At 69.8% G+C, this 18,632-nt stretch carries 14 protein-coding genes and 1 pseudogene; 2 read left to right on the top strand and 13 right to left on the bottom strand.

Going from position 1 to position 18,632, the window contains the following annotated elements:
• Positions 1-3: 3 nt before the first annotated feature.
• Positions 4-1,845 (bottom strand): hypothetical protein, encoded by a 1,842-nt coding sequence (locus tag OG455_RS23645; protein WP_266296814.1) that lies wholly within the window; start codon positions 1,843-1,845, stop codon positions 4-6.
• Between the two features lie 282 nt (positions 1,846-2,127).
• Between OG455_RS23645 and OG455_RS23640 the strand changes: the two genes are divergently transcribed.
• Positions 2,128-3,789: a hypothetical protein gene (locus tag OG455_RS23640; protein WP_266296812.1), complete on the top strand. Its 1,662-nt coding sequence runs from the start codon at positions 2,128-2,130 to the stop codon at positions 3,787-3,789.
• A gap of 264 nt (positions 3,790-4,053) precedes the next feature.
• Here the strand turns inward: OG455_RS23640 and OG455_RS23635 are convergent, their stop codons facing one another.
• The 8 genes from OG455_RS23635 to OG455_RS23600 all read right to left on the bottom strand — a co-directional run bounded on the left by OG455_RS23635 (position 4,054) and on the right by OG455_RS23600 (position 12,854).
• Positions 4,054-4,452, bottom strand: coding sequence for a DUF2304 domain-containing protein (locus tag OG455_RS23635; protein WP_266296810.1), 399 nt, complete (start codon positions 4,450-4,452; stop codon positions 4,054-4,056).
• Positions 4,449-5,138 carry a glycosyltransferase family 2 protein gene (locus OG455_RS23630; RefSeq protein WP_266296808.1) on the bottom strand — a complete coding sequence of 230 codons (690 nt, stop codon included), beginning with the start codon at positions 5,136-5,138 and terminating at the stop codon, positions 4,449-4,451. Before OG455_RS23630 ends, OG455_RS23635 begins: the two co-directional genes overlap by 4 nt.
• Positions 5,139-5,237: 99 nt before the next feature.
• Positions 5,238-6,575, bottom strand: coding sequence for a hypothetical protein (locus OG455_RS23625; RefSeq protein ID WP_266296806.1), 1,338 nt, complete (start codon positions 6,573-6,575; stop codon positions 5,238-5,240).
• Between the two features lie 924 nt (positions 6,576-7,499).
• Entirely contained in the window at positions 7,500-8,693 is a 1,194-nt protein-coding gene (gene tuf, locus OG455_RS23620; protein WP_266296804.1) for an elongation factor Tu, read from the bottom strand.
• Between the two features lie 195 nt (positions 8,694-8,888).
• A complete protein-coding gene (gene fusA, locus OG455_RS23615) occupies positions 8,889-10,994 on the bottom strand; it encodes an elongation factor G (RefSeq protein ID WP_266296802.1) in 2,106 nt (701 codons plus the stop codon).
• Between the two features lie 39 nt (positions 10,995-11,033).
• Positions 11,034-11,504 carry a 30S ribosomal protein S7 gene (rpsG, locus tag OG455_RS23610; protein ID WP_035848142.1) on the bottom strand — a complete coding sequence of 157 codons (471 nt, stop codon included), beginning with the start codon at positions 11,502-11,504 and terminating at the stop codon, positions 11,034-11,036.
• A 2-nt stretch (positions 11,505-11,506) separates the two neighbouring features.
• Entirely contained in the window at positions 11,507-11,878 is a 372-nt protein-coding gene (gene rpsL, locus OG455_RS23605; protein ID WP_014144289.1) for a 30S ribosomal protein S12, read from the bottom strand.
• A gap of 382 nt (positions 11,879-12,260) precedes the next feature.
• Positions 12,261-12,854, bottom strand: coding sequence for a DUF1707 and DUF4190 domain-containing protein (locus tag OG455_RS23600; RefSeq protein ID WP_323185558.1), 594 nt, complete (start codon positions 12,852-12,854; stop codon positions 12,261-12,263).
• 164 nt (positions 12,855-13,018) lie between these two features.
• Here OG455_RS23600 and OG455_RS23595 point away from each other — a divergent pair, with 164 nt between their 5' ends.
• Positions 13,019-14,317, top strand: coding sequence for a DUF2786 domain-containing protein (locus tag OG455_RS23595; RefSeq protein WP_266296798.1), 1,299 nt, complete (start codon positions 13,019-13,021; stop codon positions 14,315-14,317).
• 142 nt (positions 14,318-14,459) lie between these two features.
• Here OG455_RS23595 and galE read toward each other — a convergent pair whose 3' ends face one another.
• From galE to OG455_RS23575, 4 genes and pseudogenes are all read right to left on the bottom strand, one after another.
• Complete coding sequence (gene galE / locus OG455_RS23590) at positions 14,460-15,479, bottom strand: UDP-glucose 4-epimerase GalE (RefSeq protein ID WP_266296796.1); 1,020 nt, start codon at positions 15,477-15,479, stop codon at positions 14,460-14,462.
• Positions 15,480-15,647: 168 nt separating this feature from the next.
• Complete coding sequence (locus OG455_RS23585; RefSeq protein ID WP_266296795.1) at positions 15,648-16,640, bottom strand: ADP-ribosylglycohydrolase family protein; 993 nt, start codon at positions 16,638-16,640, stop codon at positions 15,648-15,650.
• Positions 16,637-17,842, bottom strand: coding sequence for a cytochrome P450 (locus tag OG455_RS23580; protein WP_266296793.1), 1,206 nt, complete (start codon positions 17,840-17,842; stop codon positions 16,637-16,639). The genes OG455_RS23585 and OG455_RS23580 overlap by 4 nt, the downstream gene beginning before the upstream one ends.
• A pseudogene (locus OG455_RS23575) lies at positions 17,839-18,560 on the bottom strand (NAD-dependent deacetylase). Before OG455_RS23575 ends, OG455_RS23580 begins: the two are co-directional and overlap by 4 nt.
• Positions 18,561-18,632 lie beyond the last annotated feature (72 nt).

The following is an 18,632-nucleotide window of genomic DNA, read 5'->3' as shown; positions in this document are numbered from 1 at the left end:
CGGTCAGCCGTTCCGTCGCCAGGTGACCCAGCCCGTGTCCTTGTTCGACCGGTCGACGTGCCAACCCGCCGGCGGATGCGGCCAGCTGGCGGTCAGCGGCTCGCCGTCCTGCGGGTAGGGCAGCACCGCGAGAGTCGCCGTGGCCGGCGGCTGCTCGTCGTGCAGCATGTCGATGGTCCACATGCGGCCCCAGTAGATCTCGTAGTTCTGCGTCATCCGCAGGTTCCAGTTGACGTTCCAGTCCATGGCCACCTGGTCCGTCCGCTGAACACCGGCCGACTTGGTGAAGTCGGTGGCGTAGACCTTGCGCCACTTCGCGTAGGTGTCCGCGACGCCGGTGGTGATCGTGCTGGTAGCGAAGGTCGCCAGCAGCACCAGGGTGGCCATGACGCCGGCGAGGACCTGGCGGCCGCCGGTCATGCGCATCAGGACGCAGCCGGCGACCACGACGGTGACGCCGGCCATGGTCTGCCAGATGTGCAGGGCCGTCCAGTCCGCGGCCATGAACAGCGCGTCGGGCATCGCCCAGGCGATGATCGCCTGGCGGTAGAGGTTCTTGCCCGCGTACAGGATGACGATCTCCGCGCACAGGACCATCAGGCCCAGGCCGGCGACGGTCAGGAAGAGCACGTGGCGGCGACGCACGTGGTAGAGCACGGCCGCGCCGATCAGGAAGAAGATCGGGACCAGTGGCGAGAGGTAGCGGGCGTAGACCCAGTTGTCGATCCGTGGGTCGTCGCCGAGCGACGCGGCCGAGGCGAGCGCGATGCCGCCCATCAGGAGCACCAGGCAGACCGAGACGATCCGGCCGGCACGGTCGATTCGCGAGCTGAAGGCCGCGAAGATGCACAGGGCCAGACCGATAGCGCCGATGCCCCAGGAGGAGATCATCAGGTACCAGAACTGCCCGAAGGTGCGGACGATCGTGCGGCCGAGAATCGCGCCGTTCTCCAGGCCGTCGAGTACCGCGTTGGCATTGCCGGCGCCCTTGGCCGTGAACTGACTGGTCAGGAAGGAGGACAGGGCCTCGGCCCCCGCCACGCCCACCGCGAGGACGGCGAAAGCAGTGAGCGTAGTGCGGCGCGGGGCCCAGTTGAAGACCAGCGCGAGCACCAGTAGTACTGCGGAGAACACGGCCATCACGGTGCCGCGGTCGTGCACGGCCATGGCGTAACCGGTCGCCAGGCCGAAAGCCCCCGCGAACCAGTACCGGCGCCGCAGCGGGCCCTCGGACAGCCACCCGTGCATGGTGATCACCCAACAGAGCACCACGGTCTGGAAGATGGCGTCCGCCATGGCGAACTCGGAGTAGAAGATCACCGGCGGAAGCAGCGCGGCGGCGAAGGCCGTCAGCGCGGCCAGCGGCCGCGGCAGGGCGAGCCGGCGCAGCGCCACGAAGAGCAGCGGGAACATCAGCGCGTTGACGACCGCGTTGATGTCGAGCACGAGGTGGTAGGCGGTGACCGGGTTGTCGGCCAACCGCAGCGCCGGCGATATCAGCAGTGAGTAACCGCCCGGAATCACCGTGTCATTGGGCATCTCGGTACCGGACCGGCCCGCGAGAACACGGGCCAGCACGAGATACGACGACTCATCGGCCTGGACCGACGGATAAGCACGGTGGATTACCAGAGAAATCCGGAACAGCAACTGGGCGAAATACCCACCCACCAGGATGACCGGCCAGAACCACGATCGTCCGGCAAGTTCGGCGAACCGGCTGCTCAGGACGGTTTCAGGCTCCGCGGGACCGCTCTCGGAGCCGTCGATCCCGCCCTTCACGACCTCGACGCCACTCATCGGCGGCTGTACCTCGCAATTCCTGATCGGATTTCTTATGGACAACGCGGAAAACAGCGCGACTAAGCGGCGAGGTCGTAACTGTCCGTTATGCCGTATTCGGCAACGCCTGCTGGCGGAGGGCATCGGTCGGCCCGGTTACTATAAGCATCCGCACCCGTGTACCGCCAACCAACCTCTCGTTGCCCTTGCCAAAGGATCCCGTCCGTGACGATCAGCACACCCGATGCGCCCAGCGGTGACCTATGGCCTCGGCCATCAAGACGCCGCCCAAGATCTTCGGGGTCCGGGCACGCGGCGGCGCACCGATCGGTCTCCCGGTGGTGGTTGCTCCTGGAGGCCGCGGTCAGCATCGCGGCCGCGCTGCTGACCACCTGGCTCGCACGGTTCGTCGACACCAATCCGATGTCCCGGATCGGGCAGGTCAGCGGTCTGGCCGCGCTCCAGCTCCAACTGCTGCTGCTCATGCTGATCGTGGTGTTGGCTCTCGTCCCGGCCATGCGCCGCGGCCGGGTGCTCTCGGTCCGCTTCGCCGCCGCCGCGTTCGCGGGACTGGCCACTGGCGTCACGGCCGCGGGTGTCGCGGTGGCGCTGCGGGGCACGCCGTGGCCGCTCAACGCCCAGACCGGTGACTCGGGGCAACTGCAGATCTGGGCGCAGCAGCTGATGCAGGGCAAGCCGATGGACGGCACCTACCCGCCGCTGTTCCCGCACATCGTCTCCTGGTACGCACAGGCCTTCGCGGGTGGCGATGTGGGCTTCGCGCTGAAGATGGTCGACCTCGGCTTCACCGCGCTGCTCGGTCCGGTCGCCTACCTGACCTGGCGGCTGCTGCTGCCTCCGCTGTGGTCCCTGGGCCTGGGCGTGGTCGCAGCACTGCCCCTGATGGACCCTTACAAGCCCTACACCGCCTTCGTCCTCGTCGGACTGCTTCCCGTACTGGCGAAGCTGCTGCACACCGTGCAGCGCGCGGCCGAGCTGGGACGGCGCGAGGCGATGATCCGCGGCGGGGCCATCGGCCTGGTGGTCGGGGTGATGTTCCTGCTGTACTCGGGCTGGTTCGTCTGGTCGGCCGCCGGGCTCACCCTACTGACCGTCGTCCTCCTCTACCGGTTGGGTCGCGAAGGCGGCGGGCGCGCACTGCTGACCGGCCTGGTGGTACTGGGCTCGACGGTGGTGGTGTTCCTGCTGACGGCCGGCACGTATCTGACCGGGTTCCTGGCGTCCTCGGCCGGGGCGGTCGACCGCTACTGCTACTTCGACGTCTACACCGAGCCCAGCTACTTCGCGATGTGGCAGGGCGACCTGCCGGGCAGCGCGACGATGAGCACCTGGCCGCTGCCCGGCGAGCTCGGCGGCGTCGGCCTCTTCGTGCTGCTACTGCTGGTCGGAGCCGGCCTGGCGGTGGTGCTCGCGCCGCGCAACCCAGCGGTCCTGACGGCCGCCGCCGCCGCTCTCAGCGCGTTCGTGATGCGCTACTGGTACGCCTCGCAGATGTTCAAGAACGACGCCGTGATGCTGTATCCGCGTACCAGCGCCCAACTCCTCTACTGCTTCCTGGTGTTGGTCGGCTTCGCCGTGTACCTGGGTGCCCAGCGCTTTCAGGCCTGGCGGCGGGAAGCGGCAGAGTCTTCCGACACGCGTGGCCTGAGCGCGGGTCACACCTCGATCAGGGTGGCCGTCGCGGCCCTGTGCTCGCTCGGACTGCTGTTCGGGATGGCGGGCTCAGCGACCGCCAGCAAGTACATGCCGGACAACCCCGAGCACTCCAGCGATGGCTCGCTGGCCTGGATCGCCCAGACCCAGGGCAAGCTGGACGGCGGCTGCCCGACGTTCGCCCCGGGCGGCAAGTGCCATCCGTCGCAGAAGCTGCAGCCGCCGACCACTCCCGCGCCGCCGAAGACCACGCTCAACTGCTCGCAGAGCAACCCCTACCCGGCCCGCGGCCAGGCCCCGCTGGGCCGACTGGTCGCCCTCCTGGGCAACTGACCGACTCTCCTCACACGCCTCAGGGCCTGGTCCACGTAGTGCGGACCAGGCCCTGAGGCGTGTGAGGAGAGTCGCGACCGTGCGTCGAGGGGGCCGGGCACGGCCCCTGGACACCGGCGTCGACAGCGAAAGACCTGCTTCGGCCACCGCGCCGGTCCCTGACCCCACTGAGCGCCGGAGCGGCGCAGTCGAGTCCACGACGAAAGAGGGCCGGCACCCAGTGCCGGCCCTCTTTCGTGTGTGTCCGCGACGAAGCGGTCGAACTCAGCGCTCGGCCGGCGTGGAGACCCGCTCAGTCGGTACGGAGACGTCCAGGCGATCGTTGTTCAGGCGGACGCCCTCGTTGATCGCCACGGTGCGGGCCAGGTCGGTGAGCTTCTTCTCCAGCGAGCGGAACCGCAGGTAGGTGTTGAGCGCGAGGAAGGCCATGGCGATCACCATCAGGTAGAGCACCAGGTCGGTGCCGCGGCCGACTCCTACCAGACTGGCGACCTTGGTCACGCCGGTCGGCCAGAGCACCGCGATGATGTTCGCCACCACGAAGAGCGAGAAGGCTATGCGCTTCCAGGCACGGGTGTTCGCGCGGTCCCAGCGGCGTATGAACTGGAAGGCGGCGACAACCGCGCCCAGGACGAGGATCAGCTGTATCCAGAGATGATTCATCGGCGGCTTTGCTCCCGCAGCGAGATGTCGAAGAGTATGTTGACGCCGTTGATCAAGGACTGACCCTTGGCGCGCGAGTAATCGGTGTACAGGATGTCTACCGGCAGTTCGGCAACCCGAAGGTCGGAACCGGCCAGGAACGAGACGATTTCCGAGGCGTGAGCCATGCCGTTCATCGTGATGCGGACTCGTGATGCCGCTTCACGGTTGAGCACCCGCAGGCCGTTGTGCGCATCGGTGAGCTTGAGCTTGCGGGCGGTGGGGCTGACGGTCGCGGCCGTCCGCAGCACCACGCGCTTGATCCACGGCACCTGGCCGTTCTGCTCGATGAACCGCGAGCCGAGAACGACGTCGACATTGCCCTCGCGCAGCAACGCCACCATCTTCTCGACGTCGGCCGTCTGGTGCTGGCCGTCCGCGTCGAAGGTCGCGAAGTAGTCCGCACCAGGCTGGGCCAGCGCGTAGGCGAGGCCGGTCTGGAGACTGGCGCCCTGGCCGAGGTTGACCGGGTGCCGCACGAGGTGCGCACCTGTGGTCATGACGTGCACCGCGGTGTCGTCGGTGCAGCCGTCGTCGACCACGACGATATTGGGGAAGATCTTGCGAGCCTCTTCCACCACGCCGGCGATCACTTGGCCCTCGTTGTAGGCCGGAATCACCAGCCAGACATTGTCGTACTCGGACACGGGGACTCCATGCTCTGGGTAGGGCACGCTGCGGCGTGCCTGGGTCGGTCTCTCGCTGAGGCTCAAGTCATCGGCCGATCACGGATCTTCTCCGCGCTCTCAGACGCTGCGGATCAAAGCGGTGGAGTCCTCCTCCGCCAACTGCCCGGAGGGCTCCGCGGGCGAGCGTGAGCCGGGAAGCGCCCGGTAGAGCGACCACAGCATCAACACCGCACTTACCGTCGCACCTGCCAGGTAGGCGAGTTCGGCCCGGAGACCGACATTGCCCGGCGCAAGTGCGACGCACACCAATGCTACGGAACCCGCCGCCCATCCCAGCAGCTGCCGACGGTGCTGGGAGCTCGACATCAGGGCCTGCCCGAAGACGGTGGCCAGCAGGTAGAACAGGGTGCCCAGGACCAGCCAGGCGAAGTCCAGCGGGCCGAGCAGGTGCTTGGCGTTGAACAGCAACGGGTTGAGCCAGGCGCCCAGCAGAACCACCGGCAGTCCGCAGCCGATACACATCGCGGCTACCACGGCGGTGGTCCTGGTCAGCACCTTGCGGAACTCCCCGTGATCGCCGGCGGCCGCGGCTCCGGAGAGGGCCGAGACCATGGACGCCTGCAGGGCGCTGTAGGCGAACAGCGGCACTCGAGCCATCACGATCGCCTGGCCGAGTGCGAACACCAGTGCGTCCGAGGCTTCCGAGGATCGCGGGGCCAGCAACCGCACGCAGACCACGCAGGCGTTGATGACCAGTTGGGAGAGCATCACGGAGGCGATCAAGAAGCCCATGCCACTGATCAGTTCACGCCAGCGGACGGCCGAGCCGGCGGCCTTGTCCGCGAGGATCGAACGCAGGCCGACGACCGAGGCGGTGACCGGGGCCACCAGCAGGATGAGGCCGAAGACCAGCGCGGAGTGGATGCCGACCATCGCGACCAAGATGGCCAGGCCGATCCGCAGTCCGCCGTCCAGGGCGAGCTGACTCCCGTACTGGCGGAACAGACCGAGCCCGGCGAGTGCGCCGCGGGAGACCGAGCTGAGGGCCATGCCGACGAGGCCACCGGCCAGCGCGAGGACCAGACTGCGGTCACCGCCGAAGACCAGGTCGGCGATCGGTCGGGCAGCGGCGGCCAGCACGACGAACGACAACCCGAGGACGGCCAGAGCGAAGAACAGCATCCGCCGCACGGTCGGCAGCGAACCCTCCCCGGCCACCTTGCGAGCGGCGACCAGCCGGGTCAACTCGAGCTCCACCGGCTGGAAGAGTCCCCACCCCACCGACATCACGATCGTCCAGAGCAAGGTGACCCGGGCCGCGTTCGAAGTGCCCAGGCTGTAACCCACCAGCGCCATGTAGACGTAGGCCGACGCCCCCAGCGTCACCGTACCGCCGACCACGAGGCGGGCCCCTGGAGGCAGCACACCCAGCAGCCTTGCGATCGCGTTCTTCATCACAGGACCATCGCATTCAAGGGGCCGACCGCGGCAACAGTCTCCGCACGAGGCCGGCTCCTTCGTGCGATTGAATGAATAGTAGCGGGCGCCAGTGCGCGCCCGGTAAACAGGCTCAACAGCCGGAGAAGGTCCGACCGTAGGACTGGGTCCACAGGTTCTGCGGATCGCTCACCACCTGGTAGTTGCCGGACGGCGTCAGCGCGGCGACGACGGAGCAGGCCGCTGTACTGCGCCAGCCGCGCAGACGCGGGCCGCCCGGACCGACGCGCCACACAGCAGGGCACAGGCCGCGAGGAGGTAGCGGTTCATCGTGCCGATGCCCGGGCCCGGGTCCGCCGAGGAGTGGGCCGGCGCGTCGATCCAGGCCGGCGGGAAGCGCGAGCCCTGTGGGTGGTCACCTCCGAAGGCGGGATCAGGTAGGACCTGGCCGCCTCCTGGTGCAGGAACGCGCAGCCGCCGACGTGCTGGATCGCGGAGAAGAACGAGAACCCCAGGCCGAAGGCGAGGGCACCGCCGGCGGCAACCGCGAGCACCAGGATCGGCGCCAGCACCTGCCGGTGTGCAGGACGATCAGCCCCGTCGGCAGCGGCCAGGGTGCCGCGAGGCAGCCGAGCAGGACCGGCCGGCTGCGCCGCCCAGGCCGACGCGCGCGCGACGCAGTGACGCTGTCGGCCACCAGGCCGTCCCGGATCGCCGTTTCGGGCGTGGAAGGCATCACCGACACAGCGGAGTGCCCCTTCAGGCGAGTCCTGCTCGCGCGTGCTCCGGCCGGGAGCGGTTCGCCGCCACGCCGCCGCGTACGCAGGGAGCCTGGTGCACCGTCGGATCGTATCGCGGCACAGGTGTGGAAATGCCTGAGGACCTGGTGGATCCCCGAGGGGATCCACCAGGTCCTCAGCGACCGGTGGTCAGAGCATCGAACTACTTGATGATCTTGGTGACCTGGCCGGCGCCGACGGTCCGGCCACCCTCACGGATGGCGAACTTGAGGCCCTCCTCCATGGCGATCGGCTGGATCAGCGCGACCGTCATGGCGGTGTTGTCGCCCGGCATGACCATCTCGGTGCCCTCGGGGAGGGTCACGACGCCGGTCACGTCCGTGGTACGGAAGTAGAACTGCGGGCGGTAGTTGTTGAAGAAGGGGGTGTGACGGCCACCCTCGTCCTTCGACAGGATGTAGGACTGGGCCTCGAAGTCGGTGTGCGGCGTGACCGAACCCGGCTTGATGATGACCTGGCCGCGCTCGACGTCCTCGCGCTTGATGCCACGGAGGAGCAGACCGACGTTCTCACCGGCCTGGCCCTCGTCGAGCAGCTTGCGGAACATCTCGATGCCGGTGACCGTGGTGGTGGTCTTGGTCTCCTTGATGCCGATGATGTCGACAGTCTCGTTGACCTTGAGGATGCCACGCTCGATACGACCGGTGACGACGGTGCCACGACCGGTGATCGTGAAGACGTCCTCGATCGGCATCAGGAACGGCTGGTCCACGGCACGGGCCGGGGTCGGGATCGACTCGTCGACCGCGGCCATCAGGCCGAGGAGCTTCTCGCCCCACTCCTTGTCGCCCTCCAGCGCCTTCAGCGCGGAGACGCGGACGACCGGCAGGTCGTCGCCCGGGAACTCGTACTCGGAGAGGAGCTCACGGACCTCGAGCTCGACGAGCTCCAGGATCTCCTCGTCGTCCACCATGTCGGCCTTGTTCAGGGCGACCACGATGTAGGGAACGCCGACCTGGCGGGCCAGGAGGACGTGCTCCTTGGTCTGCGGCATCGGGCCGTCGGTGGCGGCGACGACGAGGATCGCACCGTCCATCTGGGCCGCACCGGTGATCATGTTCTTGATGTAGTCCGCGTGACCGGGGCAGTCGACGTGGGCGTAGTGACGCGCCTCGGTCTGGTACTCGACGTGCGCGATCGAGATGGTGATACCGCGCTGCCGCTCCTCCGGCGCCTTGTCGATCTGGTCGAACGGCGTGAAGGGGTTGATGTCCGGGTACGCGTCGTGCAGCACCTTGGTGATGGCCGCGGTAAGGGTCGTCTTACCGTGGTCAATGTGACCGATGGTGCCGATGTTGACGTGGGGCTTCGTCCGCTCGAACTTCGCCTTCGCCACTGCAGTCCTCCTGAGGACAGTTCTGTACGCCGTACGACGTCAGTTGGTCTTTGATCGGGTTGTGGTGCGGAGTGCTGGTTGCAGCTCCGTACCGTCCCGCGGATGGGGGCCGGAGGCGCCGGCGGGGTCGGTGCGACCCCGCCGGGTTTGCCTCCAGTAAGCCTAAGGGTTGTGATTCATCCCGATTGCGGGACGTCACTCGCCCTTGGACTTCGCGATGATGTCGTCCGCCACGTTCCGCGGAACCTCGGCGTACGAGTCGAACTGCATCGAGTAGCTCGCGCGACCAGAGGTCTTGCTGCGCAGGTCACCGACGTAGCCGAACATCTCGGAGAGCGGCACCAGCGCGTTGACCACGCGGGCACCGTGACGCTCGTCCATGGACCGGATCTGGCCACGACGAGAGTTGATGTCGCCGATGACCTCGCCCATGTAGTCCTCGGGCGTGGTGACCTCGACGGCCATCATCGGCTCCAGCAGGGCCGGGGAGGCCTTGCGGGCGCCTTCCTTGAAGGCCATCGAGCCGGCGATCTTGAACGCGAGCTCGGAGGAGTCGACGTCGTGCGAGGCACCGTCGAGCAGCGTCACGCGGACACCCTGGAGCGGGTAACCGGCGAGCACGCCGAACTCCATGGCCTCCTGGCAGCCGGCGTCGACCGAGGGGATGTACTCCCTCGGCACACGGCCACCGGTGACCTTGTTGACGAACTCGTAGCCCTCGCCGGACTCGATCGGCTCGATCGCGATCTGGATCTTCGCGAACTGGCCGGAGCCACCGGTCTGCTTCTTGTGCGTGTAGTCGATCCGCTCGACGGCCTTGCGGATCGTCTCGCGGTACGCGACCTGCGGCTTGCCGACGTTGGCCTCGACCTTGAACTCACGGCGCATACGGTCGACCAGCACCTCGAGGTGCAGCTCGCCCATACCCGCGATGATGGTCTGGCCGGTCTCCTCGTCCGTGTTGACCTGGAAGGAGGGGTCCTCCTCCGCGAGACGCTGGATGGCGACACCCAGCTTCTCCTGGTCGCCCTTGGACTTGGGCTCGATGGCGACGCGGATGACCGGGGCCGGGAAGTCCATGGACTCCAGGACGACCGGGTGCTTCTCGTCGCTCAGCGTCTCACCGGTGGTGGTCTGCTTGAGACCCATCACGGCGATGATGTCGCCGGCGCCCACCGAGTCGATCTCCTCACGCTTGTTCGCGTGCATGCGGTAGATCTTGCCGATGCGCTCCTTCTTGCCCTTGACCGAGTTCAGCACCGAGGTGCCGGACTCCAGGCGGCCGGAGTACACGCGGACGAAGGTCAGCTTGCCCAGGTGCGGGTCAGACATGATCTTGAACGCGAGGGCGGCGAGGGGCTCGTCGTCAGAAGCCTGACGGACGATCTTCTCCTCGGCGTTGCCCGGCTTGGTGCCCTCGATGCCCTCGATGTCGAGGGGCGACGGCAGGTACTTCACGACCGCGTCGAGCAGGGGCTGGACGCCCTTGTTCTTGAACGCGGAGCCGCAGAAGATCGGCGTGAAGTCCGAGGCCAGGGTGCCCTTGCGAATCGCCGCGATCAGCACCTCCTCGGGGATGTCCTCGCCCTCGAGGGCGAGCTCCATCACCTCGTCGCTGGTGCTCGACACGATGTCGATCAGCTGCTCGCGGTACTCCGCGGCCTGCTCGGCCAGGTCGGCCGGGATGTCGACGGTGTCGTACATCTCGCCCTTGGTCGCCTCGGGCGACCAGACCAGGGCCTTCATCTTCACCAGGTCGACGACACCGATGAAGTCACCCTCGGCGCCGATCGGCAGCTGCATGACGAGCGCGGTCGCACCGAGGCGGTCCTTGATCGTCTGCACGCAGAAGAAGAAGTTGGCGCCCGTGCGGTCCAGCTTGTTGATGAAGCAGATGCGCGGGACGCCGTAGCGGTCAGCCTGCCGCCACACGGTCTCGGACTGGGGCTCGACACCGGCGACGCCGTCGAACACCGTCACGCCACCGTCGAGCACGCGGAGCGAACGCTCCACCTCGACGGTGAAGTCGACGTGGCCCGGGGTGTCGATGATGTTGATCGTGTGGTCGCTGTCATCGAGCGTCCAGTGACAGGTCGTCGCGGCCGACGTGATCGTGATGCCGCGCTCCTGCTCCTGCTCCATCCAGTCCATGGTGGCAGCGCCATCGTGGACCTCACCGATCTTGTACGAGACACCGGTGTAGAACAGGATCCGCTCGGTGGTGGTGGTCTTGCCCGCGTCGATGTGCGCCATGATCCCGATGTTGCGGACCTTGGCGAGGTCAAGGGAGGTTGCAGCCATGGTGGCTCGTTCTCTCTCTGTCTAGTGACGGGGTAGGGACTACCAGCGGTAGTGCGCGAAGGCCTTGTTGGACTCGGCCATCTTGTGGGTGTCCTCGCGACGCTTCACGGAGGCGCCCAGGCCGTTGGAGGCGTCGAGGATCTCGTTCATCAGACGCTCGGTCATGGTCTTCTCGCGACGGGCGCGGGAGTAGCCGACCATCCAGCGCAGCGCCAGGGTGCTGGCGCGGCCGGGGCGGACCTCGACCGGCACCTGGTAGGTGGCGCCACCGACGCGGCGGGACTTGACCTCGAGGGCCGGCTTGACGTTCTCCAGCGCGCGCTTCAGCGTCACGACGGGGTCGGAGCCGGTCTTCTCACGGACGCCCTCCAGGGCGCCGTACACGATCCGCTCGGCGGTGGAGCGCTTGCCGTGCAGCAGGATCTTGTTGACCAGCGAGGTCACCAGCGGGGAGCCGTAAACCGGGTCGATGATGACCGGGCGCTTCGGGGCGGGGCCCTTACGAGGCATTCTTACTTCTCCTTCTTGGCGCCGTAGCGGCTGCGGGCCTGCTTGCGGTTCTTGACACCCTGGGTGTCGAGCGAGCCGCGGATGATCTTGTAGCGGACACCAGGAAGGTCCTTCACACGACCGCCGCGCACGAGCACGATGGAGTGCTCCTGCAGGTTGTGGCCCTCGCCGGGGATGTAAGCGGTGACCTCGATCCCGCTGGTGAGGCGCACACGGGCGACCTTACGAAGCGCCGAGTTCGGCTTCTTCGGGGTGGTCGTGTACACACGCGTGCAGACGCCACGGCGCTGGGGGGAGCCCTTCAGCGCGGGCGTCTTGTTCTTCTCGACCTTGTCCTGCCGGCCCTTTCGGACCAGCTGCTGGATCGTAGGCACCGTTTCTCCGTTTTCTGTGTGCCAAGGCTGGGTGAAACTAACCTGTGGTGTTCCCAGCTCACGCCGACCCGCGAGGTCGGGTGTGTTGGGCCACTTCCGACTCGCTCGGCGAGTTGAGGAAGATCGCGGAATCCATGGTGCTCTGTGCAGCGGCGGCGCCGGTGCGCGAGACGCGCGGCGGCCGGTGTGCTTGCACGCACAAGGACCCGGGGACACCCCAGGCACAAGGTCAGAGCGTACCTAGCGCATCGGGCGCGGTCAAAACAAATGGGACTTGGCTGGTCGTGGCGGTATCGGCGGCCCGCGCCGGGCACGTCCGGCGGGGCGCGGGGCCCATATCACAGCCGCTCGCGGGCGGCGACCGGGGAGTCCGGCGGGCCGGTCAGCCGTTGCCCATCGCGAACACCATCGACAGGAGCAGCACCATGCTCCACCCGGCCACCGAGAGGTAGCCCATCACCAAGCCGAACGTCGCCAACCCGTCACCGGCCTCCCGGGTGCGGCGGATCTGCTGGCGGGCCAGGTGGCCGGTGACCAGCGCCGGGATCCCCAGGACGCCGAGCGAGGGCGCGCAGAGCAGGCCGAGGACCAGCGAGGCGACGGCCATGCCGTTGTTGCTGGGCGCCGGGACCGGCGCCGGCAGGAAGGTGGTCGGGATCGGCGGGCCGATCGGGGCCGCCGGGCCGGGCATCGGACCCGGCATCGGGCCGCTGGGCAGATCGCCGACCAGCTGCGCCAGCTGCCCGTAGGTCTGGGCCTGGTGGGCCAGGTCGAAGCGCGCGGAGTACTCGTCGGCGTTCAGCCGGCCCTCGGCGTACGCGGCCTTCAGCACGTCCACCGTGCGGTCGCGGTCGGTGTGGGCGGCGCGCATCGCGGCGTACCCGGTGGCCTGCGGCACCTGCGGCCACCCGGCCTGCGGCCGACCCGGGTAGTCGGGACGGCCCCCCGCAGGCGGCCACGGCTGCACGTCACCCATCCGGCTCTCCCTCCCGCGCTGGGCCTCTCCCCCACAGAGGACGAGTGGCGCCCGCCCCGGGTTCCACCATCATCCCGGGTTGTCACCGCCGACCGCCAGACGACGGGCCGGGCACCGTCCGCTCCGGGCCCGCGGCGCCCGGCACCGGGGCGCACTGCGGCATCATGGGCTCGGTGGACGAAGAGCGGAAGAGCATCGACGAGTTGCTGGAGCGGGCGCTCGGCGCGGTGCTGGGCGCGCCGGACCGGCGGGTGGACGAGGCGGTGGACGGCGCGGCCTCGCTGCTGGCCGCCTCCGACCAGTGCTGGCCCGCGGTGAGCCGCGGTGCGCTGGCCCTGGCGGACCGCTCGCTGGGCGGGCTGTGGGCGCGCGGCTGGCGGCCGGCCGACCTGGCCAGGCTGGTGCGCCGGGACCTGAGCCCGGTCCACCAGGCCCTGCTGGTGGACCTGGTGGCCGCCGAGGCGCGCCGCTACGCCCCGGCCGCGCTGGACCGGCGATGGCAGGAGCAGCTGCGCGAGCTGGCGGCCGCCGTCTGGTGGGTGGCCGACGAGGAGTTCCTGCCCGGCTTCGCGCAGACGCACCGGCTGGACCGGTTCGCGCTGGCCAGCGCGCTGCTCGAACTGCTGCGGATGCTCGGCCGGCTGCCGGCGCTCGCACCGGTCGGACCGGCGCCGGGGGCCCGCCCGGTGGAGCACCGGGCGGCCGTCCCGGTGCCGGGTGAGCCGCGGATGCTGGGCCGGATCCGGGCGCTGCTGGCCAAGGCGGAGTCCACCGAGTTCCCGCAGGAGGCCGAGGCGCTGACCGGGAAGGCCCAGCAGCTGATGGCGCAGCACAGCATCGACGAGGCGCTGCTGGCCGCCGGGCAGGCGGACGACTCCCGCCCGGGCGCGGTGCGGATCGGGGTGGAGAACCCGTACGAGGGTCCGAAGGCGATGCTGCTGGACGCGGTGGCGGCGGCCAACCGCTGCCGGGTGGTCTGGGCCAAGGAGTTCGGCTTCTGCACGGTGGTCGGCTTCGACCCCGACCTGGACGCCGTGGAACTGCTCTACACCTCGCTGCTGGTCCAGGCGACCGCCGCGATGAACCGCAGCGGCAGCAAGCAGCACGTGGACGGGGCCTCGCGCACCCGGGCGTTCCGGCAGTCGTTCCTGGTCTCCTACGCGGCGCGGATCCGCGAGCGGCTCACCGCGGCGACCGAGCGGACCACCCGGGAGGCGGCGGCCGGGCGGCACCTGCGCGAGGACGGCAGCGCGGAGCAACTGGTGCCGGACGAACGGCTGCTGCCGGCGCTGGCCGCGCGCGAGCAGGCGGTCGGCTCGGCCACCGACCGGATGTTCCCCAAGCTCACCTCGCAGCGGGTGCGGGTGAGCGACGGCGAGGGCTGGGCGGCCGGCCGGGCCGCCGCCGACCGGGCCGCGCTGCACGAGCGGGCCCGGGTGGGGCGCGGGCGCGGCAAGCGCTGAGAAGCCGCGTCTGAGAAACGGCGTGGTGACAGCGGAACGGGGCTCCTGGGGACCGCCTTGCGTCGAATCGCGTCGAGTTGCGTCGAATCGCGTCGGGCAAGGGGATCCGCGGGAGCCCCGTCGGGTCTCTGCGGCGGGAGGGTCAGGCCTCCGGGAAGCCGTCCGGGTTCTGCGACTGCCAGCGCCAGGTGTCCGCGCACATGTCGTCGATGGTGCGGGCGGCCACCCAGCCCAGCTCGGCCTGGGCCTTGGCCGGGTCGGCGAAGGAGTCGGCGATGTCACCGGGGCGGCGGGGCGCGTCGACGGTCGGGATCTCCCGGCCACTGGCCGCGGCGAACGCCGACACCATCTCCAGGACCGAGGTCGGCGTACCGGTGCCCAGGTTCCAGGTCGAGACCGGCTCCTGCGTCTCGCCGAGCCTGTTCAGGGCGGCGACGTGGCCGGCGGCCAGGTCCTCGACGTGCAGGTAGTCGCGTCGCGCGGTGCCGTCGGGAGTGGGGTAGTCCTTGCCGTAGACGCTCAGGAACTCCCGTCGCCCGACGGCGATCTGGGCGAGCAGCGGCATCAGGTTGTTGGGCACGCCCTGCGGGTCCTCGCCGATCATGCCGGACTTGTGGGCACCGACCGGGTTGAAGTAGCGCAGCAGCGCGATCCGCATCGACGGGTCGGCCACGCCGACGTCGCGCAGCATCTGCTCCTGCATCACCTTGGTCCACCCGTAGGGGTTGTTCGCCGAGGTGGGGAAGGGCTCCTGCATCGGGACCTGCGCGTGCTCGCCGTAGACCGTGGCGGAGGAGGAGAACACCAGCTTCTTGACGCCGTGCGTGCGCATCGCGGTCAGCACGGAGAGGGTCAGGCCGAGGTTGTTCGAGTAGTACTCGAGCGGCATCGCGACGGACTCACCGACCGCCTTCAGCCCGGCGAAGTGGATGACGGCCTCGAACGCCCCCTGGGCGAAGAGGCGGTCGGTCGCCTCCTGGTCGGTCAGGTCGATGACGTGGTGCTTGATCGAAGCACCGGACAGCGACTCAAGACGGCCCAGGACCGAAAGCTTGCTCCTGCTGAAGTTGTCCGCGATCACGACCTCGTGGCCCGCAGCGATCAACTGGAGCGTGGTGTGGGATCCGATGTAGCCGCTGCCACCTGTGACCAAGATTCGCATGGCGGCACCCTACCAGCCGACTTTCGCCTGGACGGAGCGCCGCGGTCGGGGTGGCCGGGTCCTCGGACGGCTCCCCCGTGCCCGCCCCACCGGCCCTGATCCGGGGCGTGCCGCGCCTGCCGGAGGCGCTGATCCGGCGCCCGCTCGCGGCGGGCGCCGGCACCCGGGTCAGTCCCAGAACGCGCCGAGGGCGAGCAGCTCGTCGCGGTGCTCGATCCGCTCCACCCACTCGGCGGGCCAGGCGGCCGCGCCGGCGTGCGCGCCCGCGAAGGCGCCGGCCAGGCAGGCGATCGAGTCGGAGTCGCCGGAGGAGTAGGCGCCGCGGCGCACGGCGGCGACCGGGTCGTCGGGGAAGAGCAGGAAGCAGAGCAGGCCGGTGGCGAAGGCCTCCTCGGCGACCCAGCCCGCGCCGGTGGCCAGGCAGGGGTCGACCTCGCGGGCGGGGGCGGCGAGGGCGGCGTCCAGCCGGTCGAGGGCGGCCAGGCACTCGTCCCAGCCGAGCGCGATGTAGTCCTCGGCGGAACGCTCGCGGCTGTGCGCGGCGAGGTCGCCGAGCCAGTGCGCGTCGTAGTGGGTGCGGTAGGCGAGCGCGTAGCGGCGCAGCTCGGCGGGGAGGTTCACGGGCGCCCAGCCCTCGACCAGCAGGCGGATCGCGTAGGCGGTCAGCTGGCTGGCGGCCAGGCCGGTCGGGTGGCCGTGGGTCAGGCCGGCCTGCAACTGGGCGGCGCCCGCGAGTTGGCCGTACGTCAGCGAGCGGATCAGGCCGATCGGGGCGACCCGCATGTTGGCGCCGCAGCCCTTGGAGCCCATCTGGCTGGACTGCTGCCAGGGGCGGCCGGGGTGGCGCTCCAGCTCGCGGCAGGCACGCATACAGGTCATGCCGGGCGCGCGGTTGTTGTCAGGGGCGTTGCACCAGGAGACGAACTCGTCCGCCAGCCGCTCGGCGAAGGGCTGCGGGGTCAGCTCGCCGGTCAACCGGATCGCGCGGGCCACGGCCAGCGTCATCTGGGTGTCGTCGGTGATCAGCGCCGGTACGGGCAGCGGGAGTTGCCGCCAGTCGGGGTGGCGCCGGGCGATCTGCTCGACGCTGTCGAACTCGGTGCGGTAGCCCAGCGCGTCGCCGATCGCCAGGCCGAGCAGTGCTCCGGTGGCTCGCCTCATGTGTTCACCAACAGTTCGTTCAGGCCGCGGATCACGAATCCGGGCTGCCAGGTGGGCTCGGTGACCAGCGCCAGGCCCGGTGCGCGGCGCAGCAGGGCGCCGTAGGACTCGGTGAGCTCCAGGCGGGCCAGGGGGGCGCCGAGGCAGAAGTGGATGCCGGCGCCGAAGGTGAGGTGCGGGTTGTCGGCGCGGGTCACGTCCAGCCGCTCGGGCTCGGTGAAGCGCTCGGGGTCGTGGTTGGCGGAGCCGAGGAGCAGGGCCAGTTCGGCCCCGCGCGGGATGGTGGTGCCGTGCAGCTCGACGTCCTCCAGCACCCACCGCTCGAACATCTGCAGCGGGGTGTCGTAGCGCATCAACTCCTCGACCGTGGTCGGGAGATGGGCGTCGACGTCGGAGCGCAGCAGGGCCAGCTGGTCGGGGTTGCGGAAGAGCGCCCACCAGCCGTTGCCGGTGGTGTTGACGGTCGCCTCGTGGCCGGCGTTGAGCAGCAGCACGCAGGTGGAGACCATCTCCTGCTCGCTGAGCCGGTCGCCGTCCTCCTGGGCCGCGATCAGCGCGGAGATCAGGTCCTGGCCCGGGTCGGCGCGGCGCTCGCGGATCAGCGCGCGCAGGTAGTCGGAGAACTCGGTGCTGGCGGCCACCGCCCGCCGCGCGACCTCGGGGCCCGGGTCGAGTTCGAACATCCCGGTGATGGCGGCCGACCAGGGCCGCAGCAGGCCGCGGTCGGCCGCCGGCACGCCGAGCATCTCGGCGATCACCGCGACCGGCAGCGGCTCGGCGACGGCGGCGATCAGGTCGCCGCCGCCGTCCGCGAGCAGCCCGGTGACCAGCTCGTCGGCCAGCGCGGCCACCGTCGGCCGCAGCGCCTGGACCATCCGCGGGGTGAACGCCTTCGCCACCAGGCGCCGGATCCGGGTGTGGTCCGGCGCCTCCAGGTCGAGCAGCCCGTTGTCGTTGAGGGTGTGGAAGGGCTCGTGCGCCGGGTCGGGCGGCCGCTGCCCGAACTCCTCGTGGCTGTAGCGGTGGGTGTAGGTGCGACCGAGCCGGCGGTCGCGGAGCAGCGCGCTGACGTCCCGGTGGCGGGAGACGAGCCACTGCCCGGTCGGCTCGTGGAAGAGCACCGGGGTCCGCTCGCGCAGCTCCGCGTACGCGTCGTACGGGTGCGCGATGAACTCCGCTGACCAGGGGTCGAAGTGCGTCACCCGGACAGCCTATCGACCAGCGCCGGCAGGGCGGTGGAGATCGGCTCCCGGATCACCTCCGCCGCGAGCTCGTCGTAGGGGGTGGGCTCGCCGTTGACCACGATCAGCCGGGCGCCGTGCTCCAACGCGATCCGCGGCACACCGCCGCCGGGTGGACCTGCAGCGAGCTGCCGACCGCGAGGAAGACGTCGCAGGCCTTGGCGATCGCGTCGGCCCGCGTCAGCACCTCCGGGTCCAGCGTCTCGCCGAACATCACGGTGGCCGGCTTGAGCACCCCGCCGCAGTGCGGGCAGGCCGGGTCCGGCTCGCCCGCCTCCACCCGGGCCAGCGCCTGGGCCATCTCGCCACCGCGACCGCAGGCCGTGCACCGGGTGCGCAGGGCGGTGCCGTGCAGTTCGAGCACCTTGCGCTCGGCCAGCCCGGCCCGCTGGTGCAGGCCGTCCACGTTCTGGGTCAGCACCCGCACGGGCAGCTTCGCGGCCAGGTCGACCAGCGCGCGGTGCCCGGCGTTCGGCTCGGCCCCCAGCGCCCCGGTCTCCAGCCGCATCCGCCAGGAGCGGCGGCGGACCTCGGGGTCGGCGAGGTAGGGGCCGATGGTCACCAGCTGCTGGGCCTGCGGATCGCGCTGCCACAGGCCGTTGGGGCCGCGGTAGTCGGGGATGCCGGAGTCGGTGGAGATGCCGGCTCCGGTGAGGACGGCGACGAGCGTGCGGGTCATGGGAGTGACGGTAAGGGCCGGACCGGGTGGGACGCACCCTGGTTTCGGCATCCGAAAACCGGGTGCGCGGGC

It is taken from the genome of Kitasatospora sp. NBC_01287, from assembly GCF_026340565.1.
GTDB lineage: Bacteria > Actinomycetota > Actinomycetes > Streptomycetales > Streptomycetaceae > Kitasatospora.
This window is presented reverse-complemented; position numbering and strand designations above follow the sequence as displayed.

Coding starts and splice junctions, on each gene's coding strand:
- OG455_RS23600 (WP_323185558.1), bottom strand. CDS start 12,854: ATGGGTGACGTGCAGCCGTGGCCGCCTGCGGGGGGCCGTCCCGACTAC.
- rpsG (WP_035848142.1), bottom strand. CDS start 11,504: ATGCCTCGTAAGGGCCCCGCCCCGAAGCGCCCGGTCATCATCGACCCG.
- OG455_RS23585 (WP_266296795.1), bottom strand. CDS start 16,640: ATGAGGCGAGCCACCGGAGCACTGCTCGGCCTGGCGATCGGCGACGCG.
- OG455_RS23595 (WP_266296798.1), top strand. CDS start 13,019: ATGGGCTCGGTGGACGAAGAGCGGAAGAGCATCGACGAGTTGCTGGAG.
- OG455_RS23635 (WP_266296810.1), bottom strand. CDS start 4,452: ATGAATCATCTCTGGATACAGCTGATCCTCGTCCTGGGCGCGGTTGTC.
- galE (WP_266296796.1), bottom strand. CDS start 15,479: ATGCGAATCTTGGTCACAGGTGGCAGCGGCTACATCGGATCCCACACC.
- OG455_RS23625 (WP_266296806.1), bottom strand. CDS start 6,575: ATGAAGAACGCGATCGCAAGGCTGCTGGGTGTGCTGCCTCCAGGGGCC.
- fusA (WP_266296802.1), bottom strand. CDS start 10,994: ATGGCTGCAACCTCCCTTGACCTCGCCAAGGTCCGCAACATCGGGATC.